13 protein-coding genes are annotated in these 19,101 nt (G+C 70.7%); 6 read left to right on the forward strand and 7 right to left on the reverse strand.

Annotated elements, in window-relative coordinates:
* Positions 1-8 precede the first annotated feature (8 nt).
* The 4 genes from AC07XP_RS22965 to AC07XP_RS22980 are packed head-to-tail and all read left to right on the forward strand — an operon-like array spanning position 9 to position 6,224.
* Complete coding sequence (locus AC07XP_RS22965; RefSeq protein WP_495265958.1) at positions 9-1,241, forward strand: TolC family protein; 1,233 nt, start codon at positions 9-11, stop codon at positions 1,239-1,241.
* On the forward strand, positions 1,238-2,731 hold the full coding sequence (locus AC07XP_RS22970; RefSeq protein ID WP_495265959.1) for an efflux RND transporter periplasmic adaptor subunit: 1,494 nt from the start codon (positions 1,238-1,240) through the stop codon (positions 2,729-2,731). Before AC07XP_RS22965 ends, AC07XP_RS22970 begins: the two co-directional genes overlap by 4 nt.
* On the forward strand, positions 2,728-5,895 hold the full coding sequence (locus AC07XP_RS22975; protein ID WP_495265960.1) for an efflux RND transporter permease subunit: 3,168 nt from the start codon (positions 2,728-2,730) through the stop codon (positions 5,893-5,895). The genes AC07XP_RS22970 and AC07XP_RS22975 overlap by 4 nt, the downstream gene beginning before the upstream one ends.
* Positions 5,892-6,224, forward strand: coding sequence for a copper-binding protein (locus AC07XP_RS22980; protein ID WP_495265961.1), 333 nt, complete (start codon positions 5,892-5,894; stop codon positions 6,222-6,224). Before AC07XP_RS22975 ends, AC07XP_RS22980 begins: the two co-directional genes overlap by 4 nt.
* Before the next feature lie 11 nt (positions 6,225-6,235).
* Here the strand turns inward: AC07XP_RS22980 and cobA are convergent, their stop codons facing one another.
* Genes cobA through nirB form a run of 6 tightly spaced genes read right to left on the reverse strand, consistent with a single transcriptional unit; the run spans position 6,236 to position 14,479 of the window.
* Positions 6,236-7,042 carry a uroporphyrinogen-III C-methyltransferase gene (cobA, locus tag AC07XP_RS22985; protein WP_495265962.1) on the reverse strand — a complete coding sequence of 269 codons (807 nt, stop codon included), beginning with the start codon at positions 7,040-7,042 and terminating at the stop codon, positions 6,236-6,238.
* On the reverse strand, positions 7,039-7,944 hold the full coding sequence (ybiB, locus tag AC07XP_RS22990; RefSeq protein WP_495265963.1) for a DNA-binding protein YbiB: 906 nt from the start codon (positions 7,942-7,944) through the stop codon (positions 7,039-7,041). The genes cobA and ybiB overlap by 4 nt, the downstream gene beginning before the upstream one ends.
* A 47-nt stretch (positions 7,945-7,991) precedes the next feature.
* The gene (locus AC07XP_RS22995; RefSeq protein WP_495265964.1) at positions 7,992-10,793 is read right to left on the reverse strand and encodes a nitrate reductase; all 2,802 of its coding nucleotides are present in this window, start codon (positions 10,791-10,793) and stop codon (positions 7,992-7,994) included.
* Between the two features lie 7 nt (positions 10,794-10,800).
* Positions 10,801-11,205: a nitrite reductase small subunit NirD gene (gene nirD, locus AC07XP_RS23000; protein WP_062475470.1), complete on the reverse strand. Its 405-nt coding sequence runs from the start codon at positions 11,203-11,205 to the stop codon at positions 10,801-10,803.
* 39 nt (positions 11,206-11,244) lie between these two features.
* Complete coding sequence (locus AC07XP_RS23005; protein WP_070063129.1) at positions 11,245-12,033, reverse strand: type IV pili methyl-accepting chemotaxis transducer N-terminal domain-containing protein; 789 nt, start codon at positions 12,031-12,033, stop codon at positions 11,245-11,247.
* A 13-nt stretch (positions 12,034-12,046) separates the two neighbouring features.
* Positions 12,047-14,479, reverse strand: a complete 2,433-nt coding sequence (gene nirB, locus AC07XP_RS23010; protein ID WP_495265965.1) for a nitrite reductase large subunit NirB — start codon at positions 14,477-14,479, stop codon at positions 12,047-12,049.
* A 64-nt stretch (positions 14,480-14,543) separates the two neighbouring features.
* Here nirB and AC07XP_RS23015 point away from each other — a divergent pair, with 64 nt between their 5' ends.
* Positions 14,544-16,262: a bifunctional protein-serine/threonine kinase/phosphatase gene (locus AC07XP_RS23015; protein ID WP_495265966.1), complete on the forward strand. Its 1,719-nt coding sequence runs from the start codon at positions 14,544-14,546 to the stop codon at positions 16,260-16,262.
* A 20-nt stretch (positions 16,263-16,282) separates the two neighbouring features.
* On the opposite strand, the gene AC07XP_RS23020 is transcribed toward AC07XP_RS23015, so the two are convergent.
* On the reverse strand, positions 16,283-17,548 hold the full coding sequence (locus AC07XP_RS23020) for an MFS transporter (protein ID WP_139702821.1): 1,266 nt from the start codon (positions 17,546-17,548) through the stop codon (positions 16,283-16,285).
* 260 nt (positions 17,549-17,808) lie between these two features.
* On the opposite strand from AC07XP_RS23020, the gene AC07XP_RS23025 reads away from it, so the two are divergent.
* Positions 17,809-19,092: an ANTAR domain-containing protein gene (locus tag AC07XP_RS23025; RefSeq protein ID WP_495265967.1), complete on the forward strand. Its 1,284-nt coding sequence runs from the start codon at positions 17,809-17,811 to the stop codon at positions 19,090-19,092.
* The last annotated feature ends 9 nt before the right edge of the window (positions 19,093-19,101 follow it).

Below are 19,101 nucleotides of genomic sequence, written 5' to 3' on the forward strand. Positions count from 1 at the left end.
GAGTTTTCATGTTCATTTCCTTTTCGCGCGCGGCCGCCTGGGCTGCCGCGCTGCTGCCGTACCTGGCGACGGCGGCCCCCCTGTCCCTGGAGGACGCGCTTCAGCGGGCGACGCAGCGCTCCGAAGCCACCCGCGCCGCCCGTGCCGGCGTCGCCAGCGCCACGGCGGCGGCCTCCGCGGCCCCGCAGCTTCCCGACCCCACGCTGCGCATCGGCGTCGACAACCTGCCCGCGACCGGCGCGGATCGTTTCCACACCACGCGCGATGCGATGACGATGAAGCGCATCGGCATCAGCCAGGAATGGCTGTCCGCCGACAAGCGCGCCGCACGGCAGGCCGCCGCCGAGGCGTCGGTCGGGCTGGAGGCGGTGCGGGTGCAGGCTGCCGTGGCCGACACCCGCAGGCAGGCCGCGCTCGCCTACGTCGACGCCTTCTACGTCGGCGAGAGCGTCAAGCTCGCACGGCGCATGGAGCACCACGCGCACGAAGAACTGGAGGCCTCGCGCGCACGCCTGTCATCGGCCGGGGGAAGCAGCCAGGATGTGCTGGCGCTGGCCGGCGCCAGGGGCATCGCGGAAGACGAGACGGCCGACCTCCTGCAGCAGCAGGAAGCCGCCAGCGTCGTTTTCCAGCGCTGGGTCGGCGTGCCGCCCGACGAACTGCGGTCTCCGGGCGCCATCGCCGTGCCCTCCGAAGCCGCCTACGTGGCCGCGCACCCCACGGTCGCGGCCCTGCAGCGCGATGTCGACGTGGCCAGGCAGACGGCGGCCGTCACTGCGTCCAATCGCAAGCCGAACTGGACCTGGGAGCTCGCCTACGGCCAGCGCACCGGCTACGCCGACATGGTGTCGGTGGGCCTGAGCATTCCGCTGCCCGTCGCCCCCGGTGAGCGGCAGGACCGGGACACTGCCGCCAAGCTGGCGTTGGTCGAGAAGGCTGAGGCCGATCTGGCCGAAGCCGCCCGGGCCGCGACCGCCGAGTACCAGGCGCTGCGCAGCGATGCGCAACGCCTGCAGCAACGCATCGACCGCTACCGCACGGGCGTGGTCGTTCCGGCCGGCCAGAGAACGGCGGCCGCGACCGCGGCCTACCGCTCCAACCAGGGCAGCCTCGTTACGTTGTTCGAGGCGCGCCATGCCGAAGTGGAAGCGCAGCGCAAGCTGCTGACGCTGCAGCGCGACCTGGTCAGAACCCACGTCCAACTGGCCTTCCGGCCGCTCACCACCGAGGGGGCCCCATGAACCGCACACGCACGATCGGTGCTTCGCTGCTGGCCGCCCTGTTGCTCGCAGCAGGCGCCTTCTACCTCGGGCGCACGACCGCCCCGTCCACGGAGGCGTCGGCGACCGCGCCGTCCACCTCGGACGGCCGCAAGGTCCTCTACTGGCACGACCCCATGGTGCCGGGCCCGCGCTTCGACAAGCCCGGCAAGTCGCCTTTCATGGACATGCAGCTGGTGCCCATGTACGCCGACAGCGCCACCGGCACGGGCCGCGAAGGCGGCGTGCAGGTGAGCCCCACGGTCCAGCAGAACCTCGGCATCCGGTATGCCGGCGTGCGGCGGGCGCAAACCTCCGCGTCCTTCGACGCGGTCGGCGCCGTGCAGTTCGACGAGCGGCTCAACGTCGTCGTGCAGACGCGCGTGGCGGGCTACGTCGAGCGCCTGTCGGTCCGCGCGCCGATGGAGCGCGTGCGCAAGGGGCAGGCGTTGGCGACGGTCTTCGCGCCTGAATGGCTCGGGCCGCAGAACGAATGGCTGGCCCTCAAACGATCGGGTGTTTCCGCCGACCTCGTCGCCGCGGCGCGTGATCGCATGCGGGCCCTGTCCATCCCCGCCGAGCTCATCCGCCGCAGCGAGGAGACCGGCACGGCGCAGGCGCGCTACGTGATCACTGCACCCTCCGACGGCGTGGTGGCCGAGCTGGGCGTGCGCGAAGGCGTCGCGGTCACGCCCGGCACGACGCTGTTCCGCATCGCGGGCCTGGAGAAGGTCTGGGCCGTGGCCGAGATTCCGGAAGCGCAGGCCGTGCGGCTCGCACGCGGCCAGAAGGTCAGGGCGGTCCTCCAGGCCGATGCCGCCCAGTCGTTCGACGGCACGCTCGACGAGATCCTGCCCGAGGTCAACGCAGCCACCCGCACCCTGAAGGCCCGCTTCGAGGTCGACAACCGGCGCGGCACGCTCACGCCCGGGATGCTGCTGCGCCTACAGGTGAAGGGGCCCACCAGCACCCGGCTCGTCGTGCCGTCCGAAGCCGTCATCCGCACGGGCAAGCGCGCGGTCGTCATCGTGCGCAAGGCCGATGGCGCGTTCGAGCCGCGCGACGTGTCGCCGGGCGCGGACCTGGGCGACGACACCGAGATCGTCTCGGGCCTGAATGAAGGCGAGCAGGTGGTGGCCAGCGGCCAGTTCCTCATCGACTCGGAGGCCCGGCTGCGTTCGGTGCTGGGCAACATGGCATCGCCTGCGGTCACGGCCGCAGCGCCGGCCGCCGTGCTGCACCAGGCCGAAGGCAAGGTCGAAAGCGTGGCGCCCGACGGCCTCACGATCTCGCACGGCCCTGTCGCCACGCTCAAGTGGCCGCCGATGACGATGGGCTTTGCGAAGGCATCGCCCGAGGCGTTCCCGGACATCCAGCCCGGCGACCTGGTCCGCTTCGAGTTCAAGGAAGGCGGCCCCACCGGCTACGAGCTGGTCTCCGTCCAGCGCATGCCACAGGGCGCCAAGCGATGATCGCCGCCGTCATCCGCTGGTCGATCGGCAACCGCTTCCTGGTGCTGATCGCGACCTTGTTCCTGGTGGCCGCCGGGTGGTGGTCGGTGGTGCGCACGCCGCTCGATGCGCTGCCCGACCTGTCGGACACGCAGGTCATCATCCGCACGCCTTTCCCCGGCAAGGCGCCCCAGGTGGTCGAAGACCTCGTCACCTACCCGCTGACCACCACCATGCTCAGCGTGCCCGGTGCCAAGACCGTGCGCGGCTACTCGTTCTTCGGCGATTCGTTCGTCTACGTGCTGTTCGACGACAAGACCGACCCGTACTGGGCGCGCTCGCGCGTCGTCGAGTACCTGAACCAGGTGCAGGGCAGGCTGCCCGCCGGCGCCAACGCCTCGCTGGGCCCCGATGCCACGGGCGTGGGCTGGGTCTACGAGTACGCGCTGGTCGACCGCACCGGCACGCGCGACATCGGGCAGCTGCGCGCACTGAACGACTGGTTCCTCAAGTTCGAGCTGAAGACCGTGCCCGACGTGGCCGAGGTCGCGAGCATCGGCGGCATGGTGCGCCAGTACCAGGTGGTGCTCGACCCCGACCGCATGCGCGCGCTGGGCATCACGCAGCAGGCGGTCGTGGCGGCGCTGCAGAAGGCCAACCAGGCCTCGGGCGGCTCGGTCGTCGAACTCGCCGAGGCCGAGTACATGGTGCGTTCGCGCGGCTACCTGCGTTCGCTGGACGACTTCCGCACCATCCCGCTGGCGGTGACGGGCGCCACGCCGGTGCTGCTGCGCGACGTGGCCACGGTGCAGGTCGGCCCCGAGATGCGCCGCGGCATCGCCGAGCTCGACGGCGAAGGTGAGGTGGCCGGCGGCGTGATCGTCATGCGCTCGGGCAAGAACGCGCGCTCCACCATCGAGGCCGTCAAGACGAAGCTCGATGCGCTCAAGCCCGGCCTCCCGCCGGGCGTCGAGATCGTGCCGACCTACGACCGCTCGTTGCTCATCGACCGCGCTGTCGACAACCTGCGCGGCAAGCTGATTGAAGAGTTCCTCGTGGTGGCGCTGGTCTGCGCGGTCTTCCTGTTCCACCTGCGCTCGGCGCTCGTGGCGGTGGTGGCCTTGCCGATCGGCGTGCTCGCGGCCTTCATCGTGATGCACTGGCAGGGCGTCAACGCCAACATCATGTCGCTGGGCGGCATCGCGATCGCCATCGGCGCGATGGTGGACGGCGCCATCGTGATGGTCGAGAACGTGCACAAGCACATCGAGGCCTTCGAGACGGCGCAGGGCCGGCAGCCGACGGTGGTGGAACGGTGGCGACTGGTGGCCGACGCGTCGGTGGAGGTCGGGCCGGCGCTGTTCTTCTCGCTGCTGGTGATCACGCTGTCCTTCGTGCCCGTGTTCTCGCTCGAGGCGCAGGAGGGGCGGCTGTTCTCGCCGCTGGCCTTCACCAAGACCTATGCGATGGCCGCTGCGGCGGGCCTGTCGGTGACGCTGATCCCGGTGCTCATGGGCTACCTGGTGCGCGGGCGCATTCCGCACGAAGGCGCCAATCCCGTGAACCGCTGCCTGATGGCCGTGTACCGGCCCGCACTGGAGCTGGTGCTGCGCTTTCCCAAGGGAACGCTGGCGGTTGCCGCGGTGCTGCTGGCGCTGACCGTGGTGCCGCTGATGCGCCTGGGCGGCGAGTTCATGCCGCCGCTGGACGAGGGCGACCTGCTCTACATGCCTTCGGCGCTGCCGGGGCTGTCGGTGTCGAAGGCCGCCGAGCTGCTGCAGCAGACCGACCGCCTCATCAAGACCGTGCCCGAGGTCGCGCGCGTGTTCGGCAAGGCCGGCCGTGCCGACACCGCGACCGACCCGGCGCCGCTCGAGATGTTCGAGACCACCATCCAGTTCAAGCCGAAGCGCGAGTGGCGCGCCGGCATGACGCCCGACCGGCTGGTCGAGGAACTGGACCGCGCCGTCAGGGTGCCGGGCCTGATCAACGTGTGGGTGCCGCCCATCCGCAACCGCATCGACATGCTGGCCACGGGCATCAAGAGCCCGGTCGGCATCAAGGTGGCGGGGGCGGACCTGGCCACCATCGATGCGCTCACCACGCAGATCGAGGCGGCGGTGAAGGGCGTGCCCGGCGTGTCGTCGGCGCTGGCGGAGCGGCTCACCGGCGGGCGCTACATCGACGTCGATGTTGACCGGCTGGCGGCCGCGCGCTACGGCCTCTCGGTGGCCGATGTGCAGGCCGTGGTGTCCACGGCCATCGGCGGCGAGAACGTGGGCGAAGTGATCCAGGGCCGCGAGCGCTACCCCATCAACGTGCGCTACCCGCGCGAGATCCGCGATTCGCTGGAACGGCTGCGGCAGCTGCCCTTCGTGACGGAGAAGGGCGCACAGCTGCTGCTCGGCGACGTCGCGCGCATCACCATCGAGGACGGCCCGCCGATGCTGCGCAGCGAGAACGCGCGGCTGTCGGGCTGGGTCTACGTCGACGTGCGCGGGCGCGACCTGCGCTCCGCCGTCCACGACATGCAGGCGGCGGTCGACCAGGCCGTGAAGATGCCCGCGGGCTATGCGGTGTCATGGTCCGGCCAGTTCGAGTACCTGGCGCGCGCGACCGAGCGGCTGAAGCTGGTCGTGCCGGCCACGCTGGCGGTGATCTTCGTGCTGCTGTACCTGCTGTTCCGCTCGTTCGCCGATGCGGCCCTGGTGATGGCGGCCGTGCCGTTCTCGCTCGTCGGCGGCTTCTGGCTCATCTGGGCGCTGGGCCATTCGATCTCGGTGGCGACGGCGGTCGGCTTCATCGCGCTGGCCGGCGTGGCGGCCGAGTTCGGCGTGGTGATGCTGGTCTATCTGAAGAACGCGCTGGCACGGCGCCTCGATGCCGGCGAGCCGATGAACGACGAGACGCTCCTGGCCGCGATCCGCGAAGGCGCCGTGCTGCGCGTGCGGCCCAAGGCCATGACCGTGGCCGTCGTGATGGCCGGCCTGCTGCCCATCCTGTGGGGCAGCGGCACCGGCTCGGAGGTCATGACCCGCATTGCCGCGCCCATGGTGGGCGGCATGGTCACCGCGCCGCTGCTGAGCATGCTGGTCGTGCCCGCGGCCTGGTATCTGCTGCGCCGCCGCGCCCCTTTGTCGTCTGCTGTTTCCAACCCCTCATCCCACCAAGGAGCCACCCCATGAACTTCCTCCATCCCCTTGCCTTCGCACTGATCGCCGGCCTGGCCGGTGCCGTCCAGGCCCAGGCGCCGAAGAGCGAGCCACCGCCCGCGAAGGCGTCCGCGCCGAGCATGTTGACCGATGCGGTGGTCCAGAAGATCGACCCGGCCCGCGGCCTGATCGTGTTGAAGCACGGCGACATCCCCAACCTGGCGATGCCGCCGATGACGATGGGTTTCGATGTGGCCGAGAAGCAGATGCTTGAACAGGTCAAGCCCGGCGACAAGGTCCGGTTTCATGTCGAGGTGGTGAAGGGCAAGCCGACCGTCACGCACCTCGAGGCTGCGCGTTAAGAGGCGCCTGGCTAGGTGCCGAACCGGCCGGCGTCGCCCGGCTGCAGCGCCGCCGCGGCCAGCCCCTGCAGCACGTCGCCCACCACGATCACCGCCGGGCTGGCCAGCCCGGCTTCGGCGATCCGCGTCTGCAGGCCCTGCAGCGTGGTCACGAGGTGGCGCTGGTGCGGCAGGCTCGCGTGCTGCACCACGGCCACGGGCGTGTCGCCCGGGAGGCCGTGCAGCAGTTCGCGCTCGATGTGGCCGGCGCCCGAGACGCCCATGTAGATCACCAGCGTGAGGCGGGCGTTGTGCGCCGTGGCGGCCAGAGCGCGCCAGTCGGTCGGGTCTTCGGCCGCGCCGGCGCCGGTCTTGGCGTGGCCGGTGACGAAGACCACGCCCTGCGCATGGTCGCGGTGGGTGAGCGGCACGCCCAGCGAGGTCACGGCGGCCAGGCCGGCGGTGATGCCGTTGACCACCGCGCATTCGATGCCGGCCTCGCGCAGGTGCTCCACCTCTTCGCCGCCGCGCCCGAAGATGAACGGGTCGCCGCCCTTGAGGCGCACCACGGTCTCGCCTTCGCGCACGGCCGTGATCATGAGCCGCTCGATGAACGCCTGCGGCGTGCTCTTGCAGCCGCCGCGCTTGCCCACGTGCACGATGCGCGCGCCGGGCCGGGCATAGGCCTGGAGCACGGCGTCGTTCACGAGGTCGTCGACCAGCAGCACCGTGGCGGCCTGGATCGCCTTGACGGCCTTGACGGTCAGCAGCTCGGGGTCGCCGGGGCCGGCGCCCACCAGCGTGCAGCGGCCGGTGATGAGGGTGGAGGGGGTGTTCATGCGTGGGAGGCCAGTTCGGTGATGTGCCTGACTTGCGTCGCGATGGCTTCGGGCACGGGAAGCTCGCCGGCCAGCACGCGCCGCGTGTACTCGGCCGTGGTGGCGACGTCGATTTCTTTCGGCAACCCAGGCACGTCGGCGGCGGTGCCGGCGGCCTGGGCCTGGAGTTCGCTGCGCACGCCGCGCACGAAGCCGTCGATCTGCGCGGTGCGGCGCGGGTCGGAGACCACCTCGCCTTCGAGGCCGCGCGAGAGCAGGGCGGTCATGCCCGTGAGCTCGAAGGTTTCGCCCATCGTGCGGGCGTACTCGGGGTGCGTGTAGCTGGCCACCACCACGCAGGGGCCGGTGGTCGGACGCATCAGTTTGACCACGCTGTGGCCGGGGTTGCGCAGGCCCACCACGCGGCGCACGTCGAGCAGGCGCTTGAGCGCAGGGTTCAGCAGCTCGGTCGGGGCAAAGCCCACCTGGCCGGCGGCGATCGGGGTGAGCGTGGTCATCGGGGGCATGTCCAAAGCCGAAAGCACGTTCGATGCCAGTACGCGCGAGGTTTCGCTCGCGCTGCCGTGCACCAGCACCGCCAGGCCTTCGCGGGCCAGCAGCAGCGCCAGGAGCGGCGTGAGCACCGGCAGCTTGCGCGCGCCGTTGTAGCTGGGCAGAACGACCAGCGGGCCGCCGCGGGTCGTCACGGGGTTCAGGCGCGCATGCGTGGCGTCGAGAAAGCCGGCCATCTCCTCGGGCGTTTCGCCCTTGATGCGCATCGCGAGGCAGAAGCCGCCGATTTCCAGGTCGGTGACCGTGCCGTCCAGCACCTGGCCGAACAGGTCGCAGGCCTGCTCGCGCGTGAGCGGACGGGCGCCCCGCGCGCCGCGGCCGATTTCCTTGATGTAGTGGCTGATTCCCATGGGTAGGCGGATTGTCCCGCAACGCTTATGCCGGAATGTGAGTCGGCTTATGCCCCCACGGCCAGTGCTTCGGCCGGGGTGGCCCGCACCATGCGCTTGAGCTCCGGCACGCACGAGCCGCAGTTGGTGCCGCATTTCAGCGCCCCTTGCAGCGCCGCCAGCCGTTCGTCGGCGCTGCCGGTGCAGCGCAGCAGCTCGGCCTCGATGGCGCGGTCGGTCACGTTGAAGCAGGCGCACACCGGCTTGCCGCGCGACTGCACGGCCACCGGCGCGCGGGCGCCCGGCGACAGCAGCAGACGGCCGTAGCTCTGGGCCGGCAGTTCCTCGCGCAGCAGGGTGGCGATCCAGGCTTCGGCGCTGGTGTCGCCGCCCAGCAAAAAGGCCTCGAGCCCGGCGCTGCCGTCGGCACGGCGCACCAGCCGCGCGGCGCGGCGCTGGCCGCGCCGGTGGTCGGCGTAGCGCAGGGTGTCGGCGGTCTGCAGGCCCAGCAGGGCTTCGATTTTCTCGACCAGCGCGGCGTCGGGCGCGTCGTGCGCGGCGGCGCGGAACAGCACGCCGCTGCGTTCTTCTTCGCCGGGCGCGTTGCCCGCGAACGGCACGCAGGTGGCGAAGGGGAACAGCGCCATCAGCGGCTGCAGCGCGCGCTGCGCCGTGAGCGCGTCGCCGGCGGGCAGCCAGGCCATGGCCAGCAGCGACCACGGCAGCTCGGCCTTGAGGATCTTCACGGGCGTGTGCTTGAGCTCGGGCTGCTTCGAGGTCGGGCAGTAGGCTGGCGTGGTGAGCGCGTTGATGCCCGCGAGCCGCACGCCGGTCGACGAACAGCCGCTCAGGTATTCCTCGCCCCAGTGCATGGCGACGAAGGCCTGGCTCATGCCGATCTCGGCGCTGGCGCGCGCGGGCAGCAGGATCGAGCCGCGCTTCGATGTGAGGTGCACCAGGTCGCCCTCGGCGATCTGGCGGCGTGCCATGTCCTGCGCGTTCATCTGCACCACGGGCTCGGACACGTGGCCGAACAGCTTGCCGACCGTGCCGGTGCGGCTCATGCCGTGCCACTGGTCGCGCAGCCGGCCGGTGTTCAGCGAGAAGGGAAAGCGCGCCTCGCGCGCCTCGGCCACGGGCTTGTAGGGCGTGTCGACGAAGCGGGCGCGGCCGTCGGGCGTGGGGAACACGCCGTCTTCGTACAGGCGCACGTGGCCGGTGCGCTCGCCTTCCTTCAGCGGCCATTGCTGCGGGCCGGCGCTCTCGAGCATCGCGTAGCTCAGGCCGGTGATGTCGAGGTCGCGCCCGCGCGTGGATTCGCGGTGCTCGTTCCAGACCGACTCGGCGCTCTCGTACGGGAACAGCGTGAAGCTGCGGCCCAGCTGCGCTTCGAGCCGGCGCGCGAAGGCCACGGCTATCGACCAGTCGTTGCGCGCTTGGCCCGGTGCGGGCACGGCCGGGCGCACGCGCGAGATGCGGCGCTCGCTATTGGTCACGGTGCCTTCCTTCTCGCCCCAGGTGGTGGCGGGCAGCAGCAGGTCGGCGAAGGCGCAGGTGGCGGTGGTGGCGAAGGCTTCCTGCACCACGACGAACTCGGCGCGTTCGAGCGCGCGGCGCACCGTGGCCTGGTCGGGCATCGATTGCGCGGGGTTGGTGCAGGCGATCCACAGCGCGCGGATCTCGCCGTCGGCCGCGGCCTGGAACATCTCCACGGCCGTCTTGCCGGGCTTGTCGGGCACCGAGGGCACGCCCCACAGCGCGGCCACTTCGGCGCGGTGCTCGGGGTTGGCCAGGTCGCGGTGCGCGCTCAGCAGGTTGGCCAGGCCGCCCACCTCGCGCCCGCCCATCGCATTGGGCTGGCCCGTGAGCGAGAACGGGCCCGCGCCGGGCTTGCCGATCTGGCCGGTCGCCAGGTGCAGGTTGATGAGCGCGGCATTCTTCGCCGTGCCGCTGGACGACTGGTTCAGGCCCTGGCAATACAGACTCAGCGTGGCGGGCGAGGTGGCGAACATCCGCGCCGCCGCGAGCAGGTCGTCCTTGGGAATGCCGCACACCTGCGCCACGGTGTCGGGCGTGCAGTCGCGCACCGTGGCCTTGAGCGCGTCGAAGCCGTTCGTGCGGGCCGCGATGTAGGCGGTGTCGGTCCAGCCTTCCCACAGCATCAGGTGCAGCATGCCGTGGAACAGCATGACGTCGGTGCCGGGCTGGATCGGCAGGAACAGGTCGGCGATCTCGACCGTGTCGGTGCGGCGCGGGTCGGCCACGACGATCTTCAGCGCCGGGTTCGCGGCCTTTGCGTCCTCGATGCGGCGAAACAGGATGGGGTGCGCCCACGCCGTGTTGCTGCCCACGATGAACAGGCACTCGGCGTGCTTCAGGTCGTCGTAGCAGGCCGGCGGCGCGTCGGCGCCCAGCGTCTGCTTGTAGCCGGCCACGGCGCTGCTCATGCACAGGCGCGAGTTGGTGTCGATGTTGTTGGTGCCGACCAGGCCCTTGGCCAGCTTGTTGAAGACGTAGTAGTCCTCGGTGAGCAACTGGCCCGACACGTAGAAGCCGACCGCGTCGGGGCCGTGGTCGCGCACCACCTGCGCGAACTTGCCGGCGGCGAGGTCGAGCGCGTGGTCCCACGTCACGGGCGCGGGCGCCTCCTTGCGCACGAGGCGCTGCAGGGGCTGCAGCAGCCGCGTCTGGCGCGTGACGGTCGCGCTGGCCGTGAGGTGCAAGGTCGAGCCCTTGGTGCACAGGCGGCCGAAGTTCGCGGGGTGGTCGGGGTCGCCGCGCACGCCGGTGATCTGGTCGTCCTGCGATTCGATGATGACGCCGCAGCCGACGCCGCAGTATGGGCAGGTGGAGCGCGTCTCCTGGGTCATGCGGGCCTCAACCTTCTTCCGGGGACAGGACCGTCACGGCGGCCAGGCGCTGCGGTCCGGCGACCGGGCGCTCCAGGTCGAGCGCGTGCGTGGCCAGCTCGCCGGCGTCCAGGTGCACCACGCCGTCTTCGAGCTTCACCGCGAACTTCGGCGTGCAGCCTTCGTCGGGCGAGCGGGCGCAGCCGTCGTCCAGGCCGATGGCCCAGTTGTGCAGCGGGCAGGCCACGCTGGTGCCGAACACGATGCCCTGGCTCAGCGGGCCGCCCTTGTGCGGACAGCGGTCGAGCAGCGCAAAGACCTGGTCCTCGGCATTGCGGAACACGGCCACGTCCAGGCCGGCGGGCCGCATCACGCGGCGGGCGCCGAGCACGGGGATGTCGTCGAGGCGGCAGATGGCTTTCCAATCGCTCATGGTGGGGCTCTCTTGTCTTGTCTTGGGGTCGGGCGCGGGTCAGGTCTTGATCTCGGCGTACAGGCCGGTCACGCGGTCCATGATCGCGAGCAGGTTCTCGCTGCTCACGAACACGTCGGACATCAGCGCGGGCGAGGCGCCCGCACCGTCCAGCCGCTGCAGGCCGCGGTTGAAGAACATCCATTGCGCGTCGGCCAGCACCAGCTCCTGGCGGATCTGTGCGGTGGCTTCGGGCGCGTTGCGCAGCAGCTCGAGCGCGGCCAGGAATTCGGTGCGCGCCTTGGCGATCTCGGCGGTGCTGCCGGCCGGGTCGATCTGCATCGCCGCGGCCAGGTAGCACTTGGCCATGCGCTGCGACAGCATGCGCTGGCGCCCCGCGATGTTGACCAGCCGCCCGACCGGCTTGCCCGAGGCGGCCTCGTACTGCGCCGTGCCCTGGTGGGCCAGCGCGAGCACGGCGGCGTCGAGTGCCACGACCCGCGCGGCGGCCTCCCGGCCGGGCGCCGCGTCGGCCAGCTCGGTGCGGAACGCGCGCCAGGCACCGTCCAGCCCGTCGTAGGTGGCGCGCAGCGTTGGCGTGGGCGCAAAGGCCTTGAGCTCGCCGAGCTGGCGCTCGAACAGCGCCACCGAGCGGTCGAGCACCTGCTGCGCGCTGCGCGGTTCCACCTTCTGCACCAGCGCCAGGTAGGCCTTGCTCGCGCGCTGCGACAGCATGCGCTGGCGGCCGGCCTTGTTGATGGCGTCGTTGAGGTCGGCCACCTGCGCGCGGGCGCCCACCGGGGCGAGTGCGGCGAGGGCGGAAGAAGCAATGAAGAGTCGTCGTTTCAAGCGGTCGCTCCGATCACACGCTCAGCGGCGCAAACTGCCGCACGTCCACCGAGGCCTGCGCCGACTCGAACCACGGATCGGGTTCGCCGTCGAGCGCGAACTGCAGCCGCTCCCACAGCGCCTTGCGGCCCTCGGCGTCTTCGAGGATCTTCTTCTTCACGTAGTCCAGGCCCACGCGGCCGATGTAGTGCACGGTGCGCTCCAGGTACCAGCCTTCCTCGCGGTACAGCTGCAGGAAGGCGCCGGCATGTTCCATCACTTCCTCGGCGGTCTTCACCTTCACGAGGAACTGCGCCACCTCGGTCTTGATGCCGCCGTTGCCGCCCACGTACAGCTCCCAGCCCGAGTCGACGCCGATCACGCCCACGTCCTTGATGCCGGCCTCGGCGCAGTTGCGCGGGCAGCCCGACACGGCCAGCTTGACCTTGTGCGGCGAGTACATGGCCCACAGCGCGCGCTCCAGGTCCTTGCCCATCTGCGTGCTGTCCTGCGTGCCGAAGCGGCACCACTCGCTGCCCACGCAGGTCTTCACCGTGCGCAGCGACTTGGCGTACGCAAAGCCGCTGGGCATGCCGATGTCCTTCCACACGCCTTCCAGGTCTTCCTTCTTCACGCCCAGGAGGTCGATGCGCTGGCCGCCCGTGACCTTGACGGTCGGGATCTTGTACTTGTCGGCCGCGTCGGCAATGCGGCGCAGCTCGTCGGGCGTGGTGTGGCCGCCCCACATGCGCGGAATGACGGAGTAGGTGCCGTCCTTCTGGATGTTGGCGTGGCTCCGCTCGTTGATGAAGCGGCTCTGCGGATCGTCCTTCGCCTCCTTCGGCCAGGTGCTGATCAGGTAGTAGTTGACGGCCGGGCGGCAGGTGGCGCAGCCGTTGGGCGTGCGCCAGCCCATGCCGCGGTAGACCGCGTCGTGCGTGAGCCAGTGCTCCTTGCGGATCGCGTCGCGCACGTCCTGGTGGCTCATGTCGGTGCAGCCGCAGATCGCCTTCTTCTTCGGCGTGGCCGAGTAGTCGCCACCCGCGGTGAACATCAGGATCTGCTCGACCAGCCCGGTGCACGAGCCGCAGCTGGCGCTGGCCTTGGTGTGCTTCTTCACCTCGTCGAGTGTGAACAGGCCCTTCTCCTTGATGGCCTTGCAGATGGTGCCCTTGTTCACGCCGTTGCAGCCGCACACCTCGGCATCGTCGGGCATGCTCGCGGCCTTGCTGTGGCCTTCGTGGCCGGTGTCGCCGATGTTCGATTCGCCGAACATCAGCTTGTCGCGGATGTCGTGCACGCTGCGGCCGTCGCGCAGCAGCTTGAAGTACCAGCTGCCGTCCACCGTGTCGCCGTACAGGCAGGCGCCGATCAGCTTGTCGTCCTTGAGCACCAGCTTCTTGTAGACGCCGCCGAAGGGGTCGCTCATCACGATCTCCTCGGTGCCTTCGCCGCCCATGAAATCGCCGGCGCTGAACAGGTCGATGCCCGTGACCTTGAGCTTGGTGGACGTGAGCGAGCCGAGGTAGCGGCCGATGCCAAACAGCGCCAGGTGGTTGGCCGCCACCTTGGCCTGCTCGAACAGCGGTGCGACCAGGCCGTAGGCGATGCCGCGGTGCGCCGCGCATTCGCCCACCGAGTAGATGCGCGCGTCGGTCACGGTCTGCATCGTGTCGGTCACGACGATGCCGCGGTTGCAGTGCAGGCGCATCTTCTCGGCCAGCTCGACGTTGGGGCGGATGCCCACGGCCATCACCACGAGGTCGGCCGCGACCTCGGTGCCGTCCTTGAAGCGGATCGCCTTCACGCGGCCATCGTCGCCACCGACCAGGTCCTGCGTCTGCGCGCCCATGAGGAACTTCAGGCCGCGGTCTTCGAGCGACTTCTGCAGCAGCTTGCCCGCCACGTCGTCCAGCTGGCGCTCCATGAGCCAGGGCATCACGTGCACCACCGTCACGGTCATGCCGCGCAGCATCAGGCCGTTGGCCGCTTCGAGGCCGAGCAGGCCACCGCCGATGACCACCGCGTTCTTGTGCGTGCGCGCGGTCTCGATCATGTAGTCGGTGTCGGCGATGTCGCGGTAGGCGATCACGCCCTTCAGGTCCTTGCCGGGCACGGGCAGCATGAAGGGGTTCGAGCCGGTGCACATCAGCAGGCGGTCGTAGGGCGCTTCGGTGCCGTCCTCCGCGCGCACGATGCGGTTCACGCGGTCGACCTCGACCACCTTCTTGCCGGCGTGCAGCGTGATGTGGTTGTCGCTGTACCACTCCCAGCTGTTGAGCACGATCTCGTCCACCGTCTGCTCGCCCGCGAGCACCGGCGACAGCAGGATGCGGTTGTAGTTGGGGTGCGGCTCGGCGCCGAAGACGGTGATGTCGTACAGGTCGGGTGCGATCTTCAGCAGCTCTTCGAGCGTGCGCACGCCGGCCATGCCGTTGCCGACCATCACGAGTTTCATTTTCTTCATGGGGCGGGACCTTTCAGGGAAATCAACCGAACGACGGCCCGCGGCGCGCGGTCAGAATCGCGCCATGAGCTTTGAAGTGGACATCGGCTACAGCAGCCAGCGCGGGCCGCGCGACGCGAACGAGGACTTCGCCGGCACGGTGCATGCGCCGGCCGGCGACGAGGCACGCGGGCTCATCGCGGCCATTGCCGACGGCGTCTCCAGCGGCGGACGCGGCCGCGAAGCGGCGCAGACCACGGTGATGGGCCTGCTGGCCGACTACTTCGCCACGCCCGCGACCTGGGAGTCGACCGCCGCACTCGACCGTTTGATCGGCGCGCAGAACGGCTGGCTGGCCGACCACAACCGCCGGCGCCAGGGCAAGCAGGAGGGCGCCGGCACGGCGCTCACCACGCTCACCGCGCTGGTGCTGCACGGCCAGAGCTACACGCTGGCCCACGTGGGCGACACGCGCGCCTGGCGCGTGCGCGCCGACGGCGAACCCGCGCAGCTGCTCACGCAGGACCACGCCTTCGACCACCCCGACATGCGCAGCCGGCTCACGCGCGCCATCGGCCTGGACGACCAGGTGCGTGTCGACTACCTGCAGGGCGACGTGCGCGTGGGCGACTGCTTCGTGCTCAGCACCGACGGCGTGCACGGCGTGCTCAAGCCGCAGCAGGTGGCCGCGCTCGCACTGCAGGGCGATGCCGAGGCAGCAAGCGAAGCGCTGGTGCAGGCGGCGCTGGCCGCCGGCACGCGCGACAACGCGACCGCGCTGGTGATCCGCGTCGTGGGGCTGGACGCGCGCCAGCTCGACGACGAACTCGGCGACGGCCGCCGCCTGGCGCCGCCGCCGTGGCTCAAGGTGGGCGACGTGCTCGACGGCTACGTCGTCACCGGCCTGGTGGCCGACACCGGCGTGCACCTGCTGTACCAGGCGCGCCATCCGGTCACGCGCGAACTGGTCGCGCTCAAGACCCTGCACCCCTCGCGCGCCGGTGACCCGCAGGAGCGCGCGATGCTGGCGCACGAGGCCTGGCTGGGTCAGCGCGTGGGGCAGGGCGGCGGCTTCGTGCGCGTGCACGAGCGTGCGCCCGACGCCAGCGCGCTGTACATCGTGTTCGACTGGCACGGCGGGCGCACGCTCGAGCAGATGCGCAAGGACGGCACGCGCGGCACCGTGGCCGAGGTGGTGGCCGCGGCCATCGAGGTGAGCCGCGCGCTCGGCCGGCTGCACCGCCACGGCGTGGTCCACCGCGACATCAAGCCCGGCAACCTGCACCGGGGCGACGACGGGCGCTGGCGCATCCTCGACCTGGGCGTGGCGATCTCGGGCCGCGAGGGCGCGGCGCAGCGCGAGCTGCATGCGGGCACGCCGAGCTACATCAATCCCGAGCAATGGGAAGAAGGCGGCGTGGCCGACGCGGGCAGCGACCTGTTCGCGCTCGGTGCCACGCTCTACCAATGGCTGGGCGGGCACCTGCCCTACGGCGAGATCGAGCCCTACCAGGTGGCGCGCTACCGGCGCGACCCGGTCGCGCTCTCGCGCCTGCGGCCCGACGTGCCCGTGTGGCTCGACCACCTCGTGCGCAAGGCCGTGGCCCGCGATCCGCGCGAACGCTTCGAGACCGCCGAGGAGATGCTGCTCGCGTTGGAGCGCGGCGCCTCGCGCCCCGTGAACGCGCCCGCCGGCACGCCGCTGATCCGCCGCGACCCGCTCGCGCTGTACCAGCTCGCGCTCGGCGTGTCGGTGCTGTTCAACGTGCTGCTCATCGTGTGGCTGCTTTTCTTGCCACGTTGAGCGGGGGCGGGCGAAGAGGCTCATGAACGGGCGGCCTTGCGAACGGGCGAGGGCTTGGCAACCGCAGGGGCTGGCGTGACGCGCGCGCGTCCGCCTTTTTCGGCCCAGGTGCGCGTCCAGCGGATCTGCATCACGCGCATCACGCCCAGCATCGCCAGCGAGAGCGCACCGAAGAACACGAAGCCCCAGGCATAGCTGCCCAGGTACTGCTTCGACAGGCCCATGGCGTTGGGCACCAGGCCGCCGCCGAGGGCGCCGATCTCGCCGATCATCGAGCCGGCCACCGCCGTGCTCGTGGGCCAGCGCAGCGGCACCAGCTGGAACAGCGCGCCGTTGCCCGCGCCCAGCGCGGCGAAGCACACGATCAGCAGCAGCGTGGTGAGCGCCAGCGAGCCCGACGAGAAGCCCACCAGCACGAGGCCCACGGCCACCACCAGCAGCACCACCGTGAGCGTGTTCACGCCGCCCCAGCGGTCGGACAGCCAGCCGCCCACGATGCGCACCGCCGCGCCCATGAAGGCCGCGAGCATCGTCAGCTGGCCCGCCTGCACCTTGCTCACGCCGAACTGGTCGTAGTAGTACGAGGGCAGGAAGGTCGTGAGGCCGATGAAGCCGCCGAAGGTCACGCCGTAGATCAGGCTGAACACCCAGCCGTCTTTCTCGAACAGGCAGGCGATGTGGGCGCGGAAGCTGCCGTGCGGGTCCACGTCCGGCGGCTCCTTGGCGAAGACCACCATCACGACCATCGGGATGAGGATGGCGACCGCGGCCACGCCGTACACCGCCTGCCAGCCCAGCCAGTTGGCCAGCGGCGGCGCCACCAGCACCGACACGGCCGTGCCCACGTTGCCCGCGCCCACCAGGCCCATCGCCAGGCCCTTGTGCTGCGGCGGGAACCAGCCCGAGCCCAGCGACAGCGCCACGCCGAAGCTCGCGCCCGCGATGCCCAGCAGCACGCCCATCGCGAGCAGGTCGTTGAAGCTCTTCACGAAGAAGAAGCCGAACAGCATCGCCACGGCGATGAGGCCCATCTCGACCAGCGTGGCCTTCTTGCGGCCGATGTACTGCGACAGCAGGCCCAGCGGAAAGCGCATGAGCGCGCCGGCGATGATCGGCACCGACAGCATCAGGCCCTTCTGCGCGGGCGAGAGGTTGAAGGTCTCGCCGATGAAGGGCGCCATGGCGCCGTTGAGCACCCAGATGCAGCAGGAGAACGAGAAGTACAGGAAGGCCGCGAACAGGGTCGGACTGTGGCCTGACTGCAAGAAATTCCTGAAACCGGACATGGTGTTCAAAGGTGCAAAAAGCCGCGACGCGACCGGGCAGCGGTCGTGTCGACGGACAGGGGTGGAGTCGGGGTACCGGCGGCGAACGCCGTCGGCATGGGGGTGGGCCCGGCCTGGGGATGGCCGGGTTGGATGCAGGAACCTGCAGCCTCACCAAAGCGGTGCTTCGTTACACCGTGCCCCCTTCGATGCAAGAGGCGTGCCTGCGAATGCAGGCTGGCGTGGCCTATGCTTCCCGGGCCTTGCCACACCTTGCCGCCATGTCCCTTCTCGTCGTCCTTTCCCCTGAACCCGCTGAAGGCGAGCCCTTGCCGGCGTCGCTGCAGCAGTCGATCGATGCCGCGGGCGTCGCGGTGCTCGGGCGCGCGGGCTGCCACACGCTGGTGCAGCGGACGCAGGCGCTTGCACCGTCGATGGTCCTGGTGCATCTGGATGAAACAGAGCCGCAGCTCGACGCGCTGCTCGATGCGCTGGCCCCCTGGGGCGGCGCACCGCCGTGTGCATTGGGCGTGATGAGCGCGCCGCTGGACGGCGCGCAGCATGCGGCGCTCGTGGCCGCGGGCGTGCACGGGTGGGTACCCATCGAGAGCGCCGATGCGCTCGCCGCATTGATCGCGCAGGCGCAGGCCCGTTGGACCCGCGAGGCCGCGCTGCGCACCGAACTCGACGCCCTGCGCACGCGCATGGACGAGCGCAAGTGGGTCGACCGTGCCAAGGGCCTGCTGATGTCCGCGCGCGGCATCGGCGAAGACGAGGCCTTCGGCCTGCTGCGCGGCGCCGCGATGCACGCCAACCTGCGGCTGGGCGAGGTGTCGCGCTCGGTCATCGAGGCCGCGCAGTGGGCCGAGGCGATCAACCGCGCGGGCCAGCTGCGCATGCTCTCGCAGCGGCTGGTGCGCGTGGCGGCGCAGCTCGCGGCCGGCATCGATGCGCAGCGTGCGCGCGTGCTGCGCACGCAGTCGACCGAGCGCGTGCAGCAGACGCTGGATCATCTGACGGCCCTCGAGCTGGGCCCGGCCGGCGTGCAGGCGCTCGGCGAGGTGCAGGCCGCGTGGCTCGCGCTGGCCGCACTGCTGGTTGCCAAGCCCGCGTCGCAGGGGTTGGCTGCGATCGATGCGCGCGGCGAGGCCTTGCTGTCGGCGGCCGAGTCGCTGACGGACGCGCTGGAAGCGTCGGGTGCGCGGCGCGCGCTGCGCATCGTCAACATCTGCGGACGGCAGCGCATGCGCGCACAGCGGCTCGCCAAGGACGCCTTGCTGGCCTCGACGCTCGCGGCCGGTGCCTCGCGCGAACGGCTGCTGCCGACCATGAACGAATTCGAAGCCGCGCTGCTGGAGCTGGAGCGTGCGCCGCTCAGCTCGCCCGAGATCCGCGCCGGGCTGGCGAGCGCGCGCGACGAGTGGCTGCGCCTCGTCGGTGGCGTGCAGGCGCTCGACAGCGCCGAGGGGCGCGCCACGCTGGTGCGTTCCAGCGAGGCGCTCGTGGACACCTTCGAGCGCCTGACCGGTTGGTACGAGCACAGCCTGCAGGTCATCATGTCTTGACGCCCGTGG

The sequence above is a fragment of the Variovorax sp. GW531-E2 genome (assembly GCF_059423125.1).